This is a genomic window from Corynebacterium sp. NPDC104732 (assembly GCF_055583565.1).
In genome coordinates, this window is record NZ_JBVJNS010000029.1 from 1 (window position 1) to 13,644 (window position 13,644).

14 protein-coding genes are annotated in these 13,644 nt (G+C 62.6%); 12 read left to right on the forward strand and 2 right to left on the reverse strand.

Annotation, left to right across the window (positions count from 1 at the left end):
- Positions 1-198 precede the first annotated feature (198 nt).
- Positions 199-981 (reverse strand): hypothetical protein, encoded by a 783-nt coding sequence (locus ACZ6ZO_RS12280; protein ID WP_465292951.1) that lies wholly within the window; start codon positions 979-981, stop codon positions 199-201.
- A 42-nt stretch (positions 982-1,023) separates the two neighbouring features.
- Here ACZ6ZO_RS12280 and rimP point away from each other — a divergent pair, with 42 nt between their 5' ends.
- The 9 genes from rimP to ACZ6ZO_RS12325 all read left to right on the forward strand — a co-directional run bounded on the left by rimP (position 1,024) and on the right by ACZ6ZO_RS12325 (position 10,214).
- Positions 1,024-1,578, forward strand: a complete 555-nt coding sequence (gene rimP, locus ACZ6ZO_RS12285) for a ribosome maturation factor RimP (protein WP_465292953.1) — start codon at positions 1,024-1,026, stop codon at positions 1,576-1,578.
- Positions 1,575-2,564 carry a transcription termination factor NusA gene (gene nusA, locus ACZ6ZO_RS12290; protein WP_465292955.1) on the forward strand — a complete coding sequence of 330 codons (990 nt, stop codon included), beginning with the start codon at positions 1,575-1,577 and terminating at the stop codon, positions 2,562-2,564. Before rimP ends, nusA begins: the two co-directional genes overlap by 4 nt.
- Before the next feature lie 129 nt (positions 2,565-2,693).
- Positions 2,694-2,981 carry a YlxR family protein gene (locus ACZ6ZO_RS12295; RefSeq protein ID WP_182386334.1) on the forward strand — a complete coding sequence of 96 codons (288 nt, stop codon included), beginning with the start codon at positions 2,694-2,696 and terminating at the stop codon, positions 2,979-2,981.
- A gap of 127 nt (positions 2,982-3,108) precedes the next feature.
- Positions 3,109-5,922: a translation initiation factor IF-2 gene (gene infB / locus ACZ6ZO_RS12300; RefSeq protein WP_465292958.1), complete on the forward strand. Its 2,814-nt coding sequence runs from the start codon at positions 3,109-3,111 to the stop codon at positions 5,920-5,922.
- A 116-nt stretch (positions 5,923-6,038) separates the two neighbouring features.
- Positions 6,039-6,467 carry a 30S ribosome-binding factor RbfA gene (gene rbfA / locus ACZ6ZO_RS12305; protein WP_182386332.1) on the forward strand — a complete coding sequence of 143 codons (429 nt, stop codon included), beginning with the start codon at positions 6,039-6,041 and terminating at the stop codon, positions 6,465-6,467.
- Positions 6,468-6,470: 3 nt separating this feature from the next.
- On the forward strand, positions 6,471-7,430 hold the full coding sequence (locus ACZ6ZO_RS12310) for a DHH family phosphoesterase (protein ID WP_465292960.1): 960 nt from the start codon (positions 6,471-6,473) through the stop codon (positions 7,428-7,430).
- Positions 7,430-8,728, forward strand: a complete 1,299-nt coding sequence (locus tag ACZ6ZO_RS12315; RefSeq protein WP_465292962.1) for an MATE family efflux transporter — start codon at positions 7,430-7,432, stop codon at positions 8,726-8,728. The genes ACZ6ZO_RS12310 and ACZ6ZO_RS12315 overlap by 1 nt, the downstream gene beginning before the upstream one ends.
- A 27-nt stretch (positions 8,729-8,755) precedes the next feature.
- The gene (locus ACZ6ZO_RS12320) at positions 8,756-9,568 is read left to right on the forward strand and encodes a metallophosphoesterase family protein (protein WP_182386330.1); all 813 of its coding nucleotides are present in this window, start codon (positions 8,756-8,758) and stop codon (positions 9,566-9,568) included.
- Positions 9,558-10,214: a 4'-phosphopantetheinyl transferase family protein gene (locus ACZ6ZO_RS12325; protein ID WP_343159705.1), complete on the forward strand. Its 657-nt coding sequence runs from the start codon at positions 9,558-9,560 to the stop codon at positions 10,212-10,214. Before ACZ6ZO_RS12320 ends, ACZ6ZO_RS12325 begins: the two co-directional genes overlap by 11 nt.
- On the opposite strand, the gene truB is transcribed toward ACZ6ZO_RS12325, so the two are convergent.
- Positions 10,211-11,101: a tRNA pseudouridine(55) synthase TruB gene (gene truB, locus ACZ6ZO_RS12330; RefSeq protein ID WP_465292965.1), complete on the reverse strand. Its 891-nt coding sequence runs from the start codon at positions 11,099-11,101 to the stop codon at positions 10,211-10,213. The two genes, ACZ6ZO_RS12325 and truB, sit on opposite strands and share 4 nt — an antisense overlap.
- Positions 11,102-11,130: 29 nt before the next feature.
- On the opposite strand from truB, the gene ACZ6ZO_RS12335 reads away from it, so the two are divergent.
- The 3 genes from ACZ6ZO_RS12335 (at position 11,131) to rpsO (ending at position 13,420) form a co-directional block, all read left to right on the forward strand.
- The gene (locus ACZ6ZO_RS12335; RefSeq protein ID WP_465292967.1) at positions 11,131-12,087 is read left to right on the forward strand and encodes a bifunctional riboflavin kinase/FAD synthetase; all 957 of its coding nucleotides are present in this window, start codon (positions 11,131-11,133) and stop codon (positions 12,085-12,087) included.
- A complete protein-coding gene (locus tag ACZ6ZO_RS12340) occupies positions 12,084-13,019 on the forward strand; it encodes a nucleoside hydrolase (RefSeq protein WP_465292969.1) in 936 nt (311 codons plus the stop codon). The genes ACZ6ZO_RS12335 and ACZ6ZO_RS12340 overlap by 4 nt, the downstream gene beginning before the upstream one ends.
- Positions 13,020-13,150: 131 nt before the next feature.
- The gene (rpsO, locus tag ACZ6ZO_RS12345) at positions 13,151-13,420 is read left to right on the forward strand and encodes a 30S ribosomal protein S15 (RefSeq protein WP_182386325.1); all 270 of its coding nucleotides are present in this window, start codon (positions 13,151-13,153) and stop codon (positions 13,418-13,420) included.
- Positions 13,421-13,644: the final 224 nt, after the last annotated feature.

The following is a 13,644-nucleotide window of genomic DNA, read 5'->3' on the forward strand; positions in this document are numbered from 1 at the left end:
CTGGGATACCAAACCCTGGCCCACAGCCGGGGACTCGAATCACTACCAACCCACACCGCCGCGTAGGACTCCAACAAAAAGTCCGCACACCCAAGCTTGGAATCCAGGGTTTTATTCACCGAGTCTCGAATTCCAGGTCTCGAGTTTTGGGTTGGGGGCGGGAGCGGGGCCACTAAATCACCGGGAACCCCGCACCCTTTACCCGAGCTGCAAAAACTCGGCTGCCATGGGGTCCAGTCCGGATTCGCGGGCGAGGTCGGCGTACCTGGAGGCTGCGTTACCTGCCTGGATGAGGTCAAAGGGGTCATTTGGGTTTTCGGTGGCTGCGATGAGCCAGCGTTGTGCGCTGTCGGATTCGATGGCGAGGGCGAACTCGCGTGCGGTGTCCGCGGAGCTTACTTGCGGGTAGTTGCTGAGGTCGAAGGCGATGGGGCTGGGTGTGGACCCGGCGGGTAGTGCTGCCAGTACTTCCGAGTGCGCGCTGATCAGGCTGGTGATGGGTTCGCCGGTGTAGGCGTGGGCGTGGTCGAGGCCGAAGAGGACGCCTTGTTCCCAGTCTCGCATTCCGGAAGGGGGCGAATCGGTGGCGGCGAAGGTGGTGGCGGGGGAGAGCATCGCGAGTTGGGCGTACATCACGGCGAGCCGGGGCTGGGATTCCGCCGGGATTTTGCTGAATACGTCGCGGACGCTAGCCATCGCTTCCGCAGGGCTGTTCGAGCTAGGGGTGGCGTCGGCGGTGGGGTAGATGCAGGCGTCGGGTACGGTGCCGTCGGAGGTGTGTCCGCACAGGCGGGCGATCTCGGCGAAGAGGGCTTGTGCCTGGGCGGAGCGCAGTGTCGCGTAGTCGGAGTCTGGGGAGCCGGCGGCGTCGCCGAGCGCTGCCTCGCCGAGCGTTACCAGTGTGGCGTTTGGGGTGGGTGGGATGATGGAGCATCCGGTCAACGCGAACAGGGAAGCGACGGCAAGCAGACGTAGTTTCACAGCGGGTTAGTCTACAGACCTGGGCGCGCTAGTGTGGTAGCCATGGCTTTTCCGACCGAAGATAAAATCACCGAGCTGATCACGCCCGTGCTGAGCAGCTACAACATGGATCTTGAGGGCATGAAGATCACGAAGGCGGGCGCCAAGTCCGTCGTCGCCATCGCCGTCGACCGCGACGAGCGCCCCGACCTCGACCTCCTCGAAGTCATCTCCAACGACATCGGCGCCGCCCTCGACCAGGCGGAATCTCGGGGCGACGTCAGCTTCGGTCCTGGCTACAGCCTCGAGGTCACCACCCCTGGCGTCGACAAGCCGCTCACGCAACCTCGCCACTGGCGCCGCAACCACGGTCGCAAGGTGGCCGTCACTCGCGACGGGCAGTGCAGCTTCGCACGCATTGGCGCGCTTAACGACGCCGAAACCGACGTAATCCTCATCACCCGCGATGGGAAAAAGCTGGGCATTCAGAACCTGGAATTGGCCTCAGGTGCGGTCGCGGTGGTAGAAATTGAATTCTCAACAGTACCCGCCGTCGAGAAAGAACTCGCCGGCCTGACCTATGACGAAGCCATCGCATGGCGAGAGGACAACAAGTGAATATTGACATCAAGGCGTTGGAGGCCATCGAAAAGGACAAGAAAGTCCCAGTTCAGGACCTCATCGTCACGATCGGGCAGGCGCTGCTCGACACCTACCGCTCCACCCCCGGCAACGAAGGTGTCCACGCCCGCATCGATATCGACCAGGTCACCGGCAATGTTGCCGTGATCGCCTCCGAGCTTGATGAAGACGGCAACGTCACCAGCGAATTCGACGACACCCCCGCAGACTTCGGACGCGTTGGCGCCCTCGCAGTGCGCGACGCTATCGTGAAGAAGCTGCGCGAAGCCGAAGCGTCCCAAGCATACGACCAGTACTCCGGCCTCGAAGGCACCATCGTCTCCGGCGTCGTTGAAGCCGACGCCATCGCCAACGAACGCGGCATCGTGGTCATCAACCTGGGCACCGAACTCGAAGGTCAAGACGGCCTCCTGCTGCCCGGCGAACAAATCCCCGGCGAGAAGCTCGCCCACGGCGACCGCGTCAAGACCTTCATCGTGGAGGTCGCCCGCCAGTCCCGTAAGATCCAAATCTCCCTCTCTCGTACGCACCCCGAACTCGTGCGGCGCCTTTTCGAGTTGGAAATCCCAGAAGTCGCCGACGGCGCCGTCGAAATCATGGGTATCGCTCGCGAAGCAGGTCACCGGACCAAGATCGCCGTTCGCGCCACGGTGAAAGGCCTCAACGCCAAGGGTGCCTGCATTGGCCCTCGCGGACAGCGTGTGAACAACATCATGAACGAGCTGCGCGGTGAGAAGATCGACATCATCGACTACGACGAGGATCCAGCGAAGTTCGTCGGCAATGCCCTGGCCCCATCCAAGGTGGTCAATGTGCAGATCATCGATGCCGAAGCACAGCATGCCCAGGTCACCGTGCCGGACTATCAGCTGTCCTTGGCTATCGGAAAGGAAGGGCAAAACGCCCGCTTGGCCGCGCGACTGACCGGCTGGAAGATCGATATCCGCTCCGACGCACAGTAAAAGGGTGAACCCTGGGTTAACTTTTTAGCCCTCTTCGCGTAGAGTGGATGACGGCCCGTGTGCGGGGCGGCGATTTTGTGTTGCCATTTTCCGCCACCACAACCGCAACAGACCAGAAAGTAGTGATGCATGACCAAAGCGATCCGGCTGCGGACATGCATAGCAACAAGACAGGTTCTCCCTGACACACAGCTCCTCCGAGTCGTGCTCAGCAGGGAAGCAGGCGACGTGGTGGTACCCGACCCGGAACGGAAACGTCCAGGCCGGGGCGCATGGATTACCCCAACGCTCACTGCGTTGGACACCGCTGAACAGCGCCGAGCCTTCGGGAGGGCGCTTAGGGTGTCTGGCACGCCAGACACAGGTCCTGTACGTAAGTACCTCACAGCACTTGTTGCTGGACCCGAAGAAAGTTAAAGGAAGACTACACACTGATGAGCACACGATGAAGCATCAGCGATGAACGTCACAGTAGACACCTAGAAGCTTCAAGCACCTTGCTGGCAAGGGCCTTGGAGACTTCTAGAAAACATAGAGGAGAAAAGTGCCCGGAAAGCTACGTGTACACGAGTTGGCAAAACAGCTCGGTATTACCAGCAAGGAACTGCTCGCAACCCTGAAGGAACAGGGCGAATTCGTTAAGACGGCTTCGTCCACCATTGAGCCACCTGTGGTCAAGAAGATGACCCAGTTCTACGAAAAGAAAAACGGTGGCGAAGCCGTAAAGCCTGCCGAAGAAGCAAAACCAACCCCCAAAGCTGCACCAAAGCCAGCTCCTAAAGCTGCGCCAAAGCCTGGCGCACCAAAGCCGGGAGCTGCAGCGAAGCCTGCTGAGCCAGCTAAGCCCGCAGCGCCAAAGCCAGGCGCAAAACCACAGTTCCAGGCTCCAACCCCTGGCGTCGCAAAGCCAGGTGCACCAAAGCCTGGCGCGCCGAAGCCTGGTGCCCCGAAGCCGGGAGCAGCACAGGGCGGCGCAAAGCCAGGCCCGAAGCCAGGTGCCAAGCCGGGCGAGCAGGCCATGCCACGCCCAATGGCCAAGCCTGGACCGAAGCCAGGTGGTAGAGCACCGCGCGTAGCTAACAACCCATTCTCCACCGGCGGTGGCTCCGAACGACCAGCACCACGCCCAGGTCAGGGCGGCCCACGCCCAGGTGGCGGACGTCCAGGCCAGGGTGGCCCACGCCCAGGTGGCGCACGCCCAGGCCAGAACCGTGGCGGCAGCGCACGCCCACAGGGCGGTTCCGAGGAGCGTCAGGGCAGCGGACGTCGTCCATCGCCAGCGATGATGCCACACAACGCCCCAAGCCCAGGCCAGATGCCATCCCGTGCAGCTGGTGGCGGACGCGGTCGTGGTGGCTCCGGCGGTCCAGGCGGTGGCCCAGGTGGCTTCAACCGTGGCGGTGGCGGCGGTGGCGGTCGCGGCGGACGTCGCGGCGGTACTGCCGGTGCATTCGGACGCCCAGGTGGCGCACCACGCAAGGGTCGTAAGTCGAAGCGTCAGAAGCGCAGCGAATACGAGGCAATGCAGGCACCAAACGTCATTGGTGGCGTACGCCTGCCCGACGGCGGTGGCGCAACCCTGCGTCTTGCCCGCGGTGCCTCCCTGTCCGACTTCGCTGAGAAGATCGGTGCCGACGCAGCAGCACTGGTCCAGGCACTGTTCAACCTCGGCGAGATGGTCACCGCAACCGCATCCGTGTCCGAAGAGACCCTGATGCTGCTCGGTGAGGAAATGAACTACAAGGTTCAGGTCGTCTCCCCAGAGGACGAAGACCGCGAGCTCCTGGAGAGCTTCGACCTACAGTTCGGTGAAGACGAAGGTGACGAGGAAGACCTCGCCCAGCGTCCACCAGTGGTCACCGTCATGGGTCACGTCGACCACGGTAAGACCCGCCTGCTGGATACCATCCGAAAGGCCAACGTGGGTAAGGGTGAAGCCGGCGGCATCACCCAGGGCATCGGCGCCTACCAGGTGGAAGTCCACCTGGAAGACCAGGACCGCACCATCACCTTCCTGGATACCCCAGGTCACGAGGCGTTTACCGCTATGCGTGCCCGTGGTGCCAAGTCCACCGATATCGCGATCCTCGTTGTCGCAGCTGACGACGGCGTTATGCCACAGACCGTGGAAGCAATTAACCACGCTCAAGCAGCAGACGTGCCGATCGTTGTTGCAGTGAACAAGATCGATAAGGAAGGCGCTCAGCCGGAGAAGATCCGTGGCCAGCTCACCGAATACGGCCTGGTCCCAGAAGAATACGGTGGCGACACCATGTTCGTGGACATCTCCGCAAAGCAGGGCCAGAACATCGAAGCGCTGCTGGAAGCCGTGCTGCTCACCGCCGACGCTTCCCTCGAGCTGCTCGCCAACCCAGACATGGACGCACAGGGTGTGGCCATCGAAGCCCACCTCGACCGTGGTCGTGGCCCAGTGGCCACCATCCTGGTTCAGCGCGGTACGCTGCGCATCGGTGACTCCATCGTGGTTGGCGACGCCTTCGGTCGTGTCCGCCGCATGGTCGACGAATACGGTGAGGACGTGGAAGAGGCAGGCCCATCCCGCCCAGTCCAGGTCCAGGGCCTCAACGCTGTCCCAGGCGCGGGCGACAACATCCTCGTGGTGGAAGACGACCGCGTGGCACGCCAGATCGCTAACCAACGCAGCGCTCGCAAGCGCAACGCACTGGCAGCGAAGGCACGCAAGCGCGTCTCCCTGGAAGACCTGGACGCAGTGCTCAAGGAAACCAGCACCCTCAACCTCATCCTCAAGGGCGACAACGCCGGTTCCGTGGAAGCACTGGAAGAAGCGCTGCTTGGCCTCGAGGTGGACGACGAAGTACAGCTCAACATCATCGACCGTGGTGTTGGTGCCGTCACCCAGACCAACGTCTCCCTGGCAGCTGCATCCGACGCCGTGATCATTGGCTTCAACGTTCGCGCTGAAGGCAAGGCCACCGAGGAAGCAAACGCCGAAGGCGTCGAAATCCGGTACTACTCCATCATTTACCGCGCCATCGAAGAGATCGAGCAGGCCCTCAAGGGTATGCTCAAGCCGATCTACGAAGAGCGCGAAGTGGGTAAGGCTGAGATCCGCGCGATCTTCAAGGCCTCCGCTGTCGGCCTCATCGCAGGCTGCATGGTGGAATCCGGCAAGGTGCGTCGTAACGCCCAGGCCCGCCTCATCCGCGACGGCAACGTCGTGGCGGACAAGACCAACATCGACTCGCTGCGTCGTGAAAAGGACGACGTGGTGGAAGTCTCCGCAGGCTACGAGTGCGGTATGGTGCTGTCCTACCCTGATATCCAGGTAGGCGACATCATCGAGGTCTACGAAATGGTTGAAATTCCACGCACCTAAAAACGCGAAAATGAAACGCAGGCACCCAGGGAAAACTTGGGTGCCTGTTTTCGTCTCACACGCATGTTAGTTAAGCTGGTACCGCACAAGTAATACCCAACTGAAGGAGGCCTCACGTGGCTGACAACGCCCGTTCGGCACGACTGGCCAAGCGCATCCTGCAGATCGTCGCATCCGCCGTCGAACTGCAGATCAAGGACCGCCGGCTCGAATACGTCACCATCACTGACTGCACCGTCAGCGGCGACCTGCACGACGCCACCGTCTACTACACGGTCCGCGGTGCCTCCATCGATGATGAACCAGACACCGCCGCCGCTGCGGAGGCTCTTCACCGCGCCCGTGGCCAGCTCCGCAAGATCGTCGGCGATCAGCTCGGTGTGCGGTTTACCCCCACCCTCACCTTTAAGCTCGACACCGTGCCGGAAAGCTCCGCCCATATGGAAGACCTGCTGGCCAAGGCCCGCAAGCGCGACGAAGAACTGCGCAAGCTCGCCGAAAACGCCACTCCTGCCGGTGACGCCAACCCGTATAAGGACGAGTAAACCGTGGATTTTCGTGCAGCCACCGCAGCGGTAACTGAGGCCAGCACCATCGCCGTGATGGGCCACATCCGGCCAGACGCCGACGCCATCGGCAGCGTGACCACCGTGCTGCAGGCACTGCACCAGCTTGGGAAAACTGCCTCCGGCTGGATCGGTCAGCCGGAGGCCTTTGCCGCGAATCTGCTCAGCATCCCGCTGGCAGACCAGATCACCTGTGCTACCGAACTACCCAAAGTGGACCTCTACGTGGTGCTAGACTGCGGATCCCTGGATCGCACCGGCGCGTTCTCCAGCGCGCTCAGCGACACCGACACTCCGATCATCATGGTGGACCACCACGCCTCCAACACCGGCTTTGGCACCTGGCAGCTGCTGGATCCCACCGCGGAATCCACCACCACGATCCTCAGGGCGTGGCTGCGCGACCTCGGTGTGGAGCTGACCACTAGCATCGCGCACAGCATCTACGCGGGCCTGGTTACGGACACGGGAAGTTTCCGCTGGGGTCGCCCCGCGATGCATGAGCTGGCCGGCGAACTGGTGGCCACTGGCATCAACACCCGCTGCATCGCCGGCGCACTCATGGATGATGTCTCCATCCCCGGTTTACGCATGGTCGGGCAGGTGCTGTCTGCGATCACTGTACCGGAGATCGACGGACATCGAGTCGCAATCCTCACCGCCACCCACGACCTCATCCAAGGCTGCGCCATGAACGAAGTGGAAAGCCTCGTTGACTACGTCCGTGGCGTGGGCGCTGCGGACGTCGGGGCCGTGTTCAAGGAATACCGACCGGGCTGGTTCGCGGTATCACTGCGCACTACCAAGGACATCGACGTCTCCGCCATCGCTGCGCGCATAGGTGGTGGGGGACACGTGCGCGCCGCCGGTTACACCACTACTGGCACCGTTGCCGAGGTTCATCAGGAACTGCTCGCTGCGGTGGGCGCGGTTCTGAACTGATGGCCGTCGAAAAGCCGGTGCGGGTAGACGCCCGGACCATCTTCGGGTTGGCACTGCCTGCGCTCGGCGTGCTCGCCGCAACACCGCTGTATTTGCTGCTCGACACGGCTGTCGTGGGCAGGCTGGGGGCCACCGATCTCGCGGCGCTCGGGGCAGCCACCACGATTCAGGCGCAAGTCACTACCCAACTGACGTTCCTGTCCTACGGCACCACCGCCCGGTCCGCCCGATTGTTCGGGGCGGGGAAGCGGGCGGAAGCCGTCGCGGAAGGAGTCCAGGCCACCTGGGTGGCGTTCGCCGTTGGTCTGCTGCTAGCCGTGACAGTGTGGCTGAGCGCCCCGACGCTCTCGCTGTGGCTCTCCGGCCAATCGACGGTGGCGGCGGAAGCTGCGCTGTGGCTGCGGGTCGCCTCGCTCGGTATTCCGCTGATTCTGGCGACGATGGCCGGAAACGGCTGGCTCCGCGGGCTCCACAACACTCGACTACCGCTGCTCTTCACCCTGGCCGGGGTGATCCCGAGCGCGATATTGGTTCCGATCCTGGTGCATCGGTTCGGCATCGTCGGTTCGGCGTGGGCCAACCTGATCGGGGAAACGATCACCTTCCTGGGCTTTTTCCTCGCCTTGGTGCGCGCGCACCGCGGTAGTTGGCGGCCTGACCTGGCGGTGATCAAGCGCCAGCTTGGCTTGGGTAAGGATCTGATCGCTCGCTCCGCGCTGATGCAGGTGTCTTTTGTCTCGGCCGCGGCGGTGGCGGGGCGCTTTGGTGAGGTCTCGCTTGCGGCGCACCAGATCATGCTGCAACTGTGGTCTTTCCTCACGCTCGTGCTGGATTCCCTGGCTATCGCGGCGCAGGCACTCATCGGTTCGGCGCTTGGCGCGTCCTCGGTGGCAATGGCGCGACGGGTCGGCGTGAAGGTAGTGCAGTACTCCATGCTGCTTGCTGGGGGATTGGCCCTGGCGTTGCTGCTGGGGCGCACCGTGATCCCGGCGCTGTTCACTACGGATCCGCACGTGCGGGAGACGATCAACGGCCCGTGGTGGCTGATGTGCGCCATGGTCTTGATCGGCGGCGTGGTATTCGCTTTCGATGGTGTGCTGCTTGGTGCGTCGGATGCCGCGTTTTTGCGCAACGCCACCATGTTGGCAGCTGTCGCGGGTTTCCTGCCGTTGGTGTGGCTGTCGCTGGCGTTCGGCTGGGGGCTGCTGGGCGTGTGGTGCGGCCTGATGAGCTTCCTAGTTCTGCGCGCCATCGCGGTGCTACTACGTTTCCAGAGTATGAAGTGGGCTACTATTTAAAAGCACTTGGCAGGAAAGGAGACACCCATGGCATACACCCAAACGCTTTGGGCTGTCTCTGACTTGCACGCCGCTGTGAAAGCGAACGGCCCGGAGATTGACTCCATCCAGCCGCGGCACCCCTCCGACTGGTTGATCGTGGCGGGCGACGTGGCGGAACGAACCGAGCTGGTGCTGGAGGTACTAACCAAGCTGCGGCGTCGGTTTGCCTGCGTGATTTGGGTGCCGGGGAACCACGAGCTGTTCTGCCGCAGCGGCGACCGCGCGAAAGGCCGCGACAAGTACGACGAGCTGGTGGAGGGCTGCCGGCTTATCGACGTCCTGACCCCCGAAGACCCGTACCCGGTTTTTGCGGGTCGCACCATCGTCCCGCTGTTCACACTGTACGACTACTCCTTCAGGGCGCCAGGTCGCACCGTGGAGCAGGCCGTCCAGGCCGCCCACGACGTCCAAGTGGTGATGACGGACGAGTTTGCCATCAAACCCTTCGTGGATGTGCGGGCCTGGTGCTGGGACCGGCTCGCCTATTCCATCAAGCGACTCGGTCGCGTCAGTGGACCCACCATTCTGATTAACCACTGGCCGTTGGTGTACGAACCGATTGGGAAGATGCCGTGGCCGGAAATCGGGTTGTGGTGCGGTACCCGCCACACCAGAACCTGGGCGCAGCGCTACGGCGCTGAACAGGTCATTTTCGGGCACCTGCACATGCCGGGCATCACCGAAGTCGCTGGGATTCCCCACATTGAGGTCTCCCTCGGCTATCCGCGGGAATGGGAGTCCTACCCGCCGGACCGCCCGTGGCCATACCCAGTGCTGGAGGTGGAACATGCTGGATAGTTCCCTGTTTCCACCATCGGCGAAATTCTGCACCTTCCGCACCGGGGAACCGGAACACGCCCTGGATCACTTCCACAACCTGCACCCGCTGGAGCGCGCGCTGGTGGCGCACTCCCTGGACGTGCGGAAAGCTGAATTTGGCGATGCCCGCTGGTGCGCCCACCAAGCCCTCAAAGAGCTCGGCCGTGATACCGGCGCGCCGATCCTGCGTGGAGAACGCGGAATGCCACTCTGGCCGGCCTCAGTCAGCGGATCTCTGACCCACACCGATGGATTCCGGGCGGCCGTCGTCGCACCGCGGCTGCTGGTGCGTTCCATGGGACTCGACGCCGAACCCGCCGAACCCCTACCCACCGGGGTGCTGGGCTCAATCGCGCGCGATGGGGAACATGCCCAACTCGAACGGCTGAAAGGCAACGGCGTGGACTGCGCAGATCGGCTGCTGTTCTGCGCCAAGGAAGCCACCTACAAAGCGTGGTTCCCGTTGACGCACCGCTGGCTCGGCTTTGAGCAGGCCGAGATTGACCTGCGGGACGACGGTACTTTCGTCTCATACCTGCTGGTCAGGCCAACACCGGTGCCGTTTATCTCCGGGCGTTGGGCGATCAAGGACGGCTACGTGATCGCCACCACCGCGGTGTCTTAGAGGGTCGAGGGTCGGGCGACAAAGACCGTCGATAAGCGCTTGCTTTTTTCTTTCACCAACGCCACCGCATGCCCCTCCGGCGTAACCGCCGCATGCACCCCTTTCACACCACGCGGGGCGAGCCATTTACCCATCGCCAAATCCACGCCCTCCTGCTGCGTCACCTCAAGCACCGGGAACCCTTTCGCCAGCGCCTGATCCAGGGACAGCGACAGGCGGGGAGTGGCCTCCAGCTGCTCCAACGTCTGTGCGTCGTCCAAGGTGTACGGACCCACCGTCGTGCGACGCAGCGCCGTCAGGTGCCCACCGACGCCCAGCGCCGCCCCCAGATCGCGGGCGAGCGAACGGATGTACGTGCCCGAGGAACAGAACACCTCCACATCAATATCTTGGAAGTCGCCCTCCTGGCGGATATCCAGAATGTCAAAGCGATGCACCGTCACGGGACGCTCCGGGATCTCCACTTTCTCACCGGCGCGCACCAGCTCGTGGGCGCGCTTGCCGTTGATCTTGATCGCGCTCACCGAGCTGGGGCGCTGCATGATCTCGCCCGTCAGTTTCGCCACCTCGGCCGTAATATCCTCGACGCTGGCGTGGGATGGGGTAGTGGTAAGGACCTCGCCTTCCTTGTCATCAGTCGTTGTGGACTGGCCGAGGCGGATCGTCGCCTGATACGTTTTGGTGTCCGTCACCAGGTGCGCCAGGAATTTGGTGCCACGTTCCAAGCCGATCACCAGCACACCAGTAGCCATCGGATCCAAGGTGCCGGAGTGGCCCACTTTCCGGGTGCCAAAGAAGCGTCGCAGTCGCGCGATCACATCATGCGACGTCATCCCCGCGGGCTTATCCACGATCACAAGTCCAGAACGGTCGAGCAAGTCAGTCATTGCTCAAGCATATGACGTAATCTAGTGCAGTGGATATTTGGCAAGGACTAGAGCAAGTGTCAGTAGCGACCCGCAGCGTGGTCACCATCGGCGTGTTCGACGGCGTACACCGCGGGCACCAGAGCCTGATTACGGAGGCAACCGCGCGGGCCCGGGAGCTGAATCTGCCGAGCGTGCTCATGACCTTCGACCCGCACCCGGCGGCTGTGATTCGCCCTGACAAGATGCCACCGATGCTCGGCACCATGGATGAACGGGCAGCGATGGTCTCCGACCTCGGCATCGACGCCATGCTGGCCCTGCCATTCACCCGCGACCTAGCGCAGCTCACCCCGGAAGAGTTCTTTACCTCCGTGCTCGTGGATACTCTGAAGGCGGCCGTCGTGATCGTCGGCGCTAATTTCACCTTTGGCCAGCGCGCCGCCGGTAGCACGGATACCCTGCAGGAGCTGGGCGAGAAGTACGGCGTCGAGGTGATCGTTATGCCACTGCTGACGGACTCTGGAGTTCGCTGTTCTTCCAGCACCGTGCGTCGCTTCCTGTCCGAAGGCAACGTCGCCGCAGCTGCCAAGGTGCTCGGCCGGCCGTACTCTGTCACCGAAACTGTCGTGCGTGGCGCCGGCCGCGGCGGCAAAGAGCTGGGCTTTCCGACGGCCAACATGTATTTCTTAGAAAAGCGAGCGCTGCCCACGGACGGTGTGTACGCAGGTTGGTTTGTTATCGGCTCCACCGCGCCGATCCAAGGGGACATGGAACGCGGAGTCCGCTACCCAGCCGCAATTTCGGTGGGGACCAACCCCACCTTCGGCGACACCCGACGCAGCGTGGAGACCTACATCCTCGACCAACATGCTGACCTTTACGGCCACGACTGCACCGTGCTTTTTGTGGAGCGCGTGCGAGGAATGAAGAAGTTCGAGTCCGTTGACGAACTGTTAGCGGCAATGCATAACGACGTCGCCCGGATCCGCGAGATCCTGAAATGAAAGTAATCCTCGACCTCGACACCGGCATTGACGATGCCCTCGCCCTTGCCTACATTCTGGCCTCACCGGAAGTGGAACTTCTCGCTGTCACTGGCACATTTGGCAATGTGACGGTCGCAGAAGGCGTGGCCAACACCCGGGCATTGCTCGCAATGCTTGGGCGCAGCGACATCCCGGTGTACGCCGGCAGGCCCCATGCCTTGACCGCAACCTCGTTTGAGGTGCTACCGATTTCCCGCTTCATCCACGGCGACAACGGCGTCGGCGGCGTCGCCCTGCCACCAGCCGAATCCGGCGCAGCGGGGGAGGCCGCCCCATTCCTGGTCGAGGCGGCGCGCGAGCACCCCGACCTGATCATCGTGGCCACCGGGCCCCTGACCAACATCGCCGACGCGGTACAGCTCGCGCCCGACTTCACCCGCGCTCAAGTAGTAGTCATGGGAGGAGCACTCACCGTCCCCGGAAACGTCACCCCGTGGAGTGAGGCCAACATCTACCAAGACCCAGAAGCCGCCGACATAGTCTTCCGATCCGAACTGGACGTGACCATGATCGGCCTCGACGTCACTCACCAAACCGTGCTCACCCGCACAGACACCGCAGAGTGGCGTGGGCTATCAACTCCAGGTGACCTGCTTGCAGACATCGCCGATTACTACATCGGCGCCTACGCAACCACCGCGCCCCACCTCGGAGGCTGCGCGCTGCACGATCCCCTCGCAGCAGCAATAGCAGTAGACCCCACCCTGGTTATGTGCCTGCCACTTCACCTGACAGTGGATCTCACCGAACCCACCCGAGGACGCACCATCGGCGCTGGGGATCGAGTAGGGCCAGAAGGGGCCACCTCGCGCGTAGCCGTCGGCGTAGAATCAGAGCGATTCCACACCACCTTCGTAACTCGGCTCCGAGAATTAGTGGCGGGATTTTAATTTTCCGCCCTGCACGTGGTACATTGCACTGTGGTCTGTACTGCGGTTCGCAGCAGTTCAACCCGTCTTGGCTTTCTGAGCAGCAAGGCGATTTTTCATGCGGACTGAAATAACTACGAGGAGAACACTCCATGGCTCTTACCACTGAGCAGAAGAAGGAAATCCTGGCCGAGTACGGCCTGCACGAGACCGACACCGGCTCCCCAGAGGCTCAGGTTGCAATGCTGACCAAGCGCATCCAGATCCTGACCGAGCACCTGAAGTTCCACAAGCACGACCACCACTCCCGTCGTGGCCTGCTGCTTCTCGTTGGTCGCCGCAAGGGCCTGCTGAAGTACCTCGCTGACAACAACGTCGAGCGTTACCGTGACCTGATCGGTCGCCTCGGCCTGCGTCGATAAGACTTTTTCACAACGAACCCCACCTGCTGATTTATTGGCAGGTGGGGTTCGTTGTTTTTTGCGGGGCCTGGGTTTTGGGGTTGAGTGCGAGTCCTGGAATTCGAGACTGGGAGTAGAGCGGGCTCGTTTCGGGACTGCGGACTTTTTGTTGGAGGGTCTGCGTGGCTGAGCCCGGCGTGTGTTGCCGGGAGGAAGCTGCTTGTTATGCCTGTCAGTAGGACTGT

Bases quoted from the DNA above. Each gene is read 5' to 3' on its own strand.
- ACZ6ZO_RS12325 (WP_343159705.1), top strand. From the start codon at position 9,558: ATGCTGGATAGTTCCCTGTTTCCACCATCGGCGAAATTCTGCACCTTC.
- ACZ6ZO_RS12295 (WP_182386334.1), top strand. From the start codon at position 2,694: ATGACCAAAGCGATCCGGCTGCGGACATGCATAGCAACAAGACAGGTT.
- ACZ6ZO_RS12315 (WP_465292962.1), top strand. From the start codon at position 7,430: ATGGCCGTCGAAAAGCCGGTGCGGGTAGACGCCCGGACCATCTTCGGG.
- ACZ6ZO_RS12340 (WP_465292969.1), top strand. From the start codon at position 12,084: ATGAAAGTAATCCTCGACCTCGACACCGGCATTGACGATGCCCTCGCC.
- rimP (WP_465292953.1), top strand. From the start codon at position 1,024: ATGGCTTTTCCGACCGAAGATAAAATCACCGAGCTGATCACGCCCGTG.
- truB (WP_465292965.1), bottom strand. From the start codon at position 11,101: ATGACTGACTTGCTCGACCGTTCTGGACTTGTGATCGTGGATAAGCCC.
- rpsO (WP_182386325.1), top strand. From the start codon at position 13,151: ATGGCTCTTACCACTGAGCAGAAGAAGGAAATCCTGGCCGAGTACGGC.
- ACZ6ZO_RS12320 (WP_182386330.1), top strand. From the start codon at position 8,756: ATGGCATACACCCAAACGCTTTGGGCTGTCTCTGACTTGCACGCCGCT.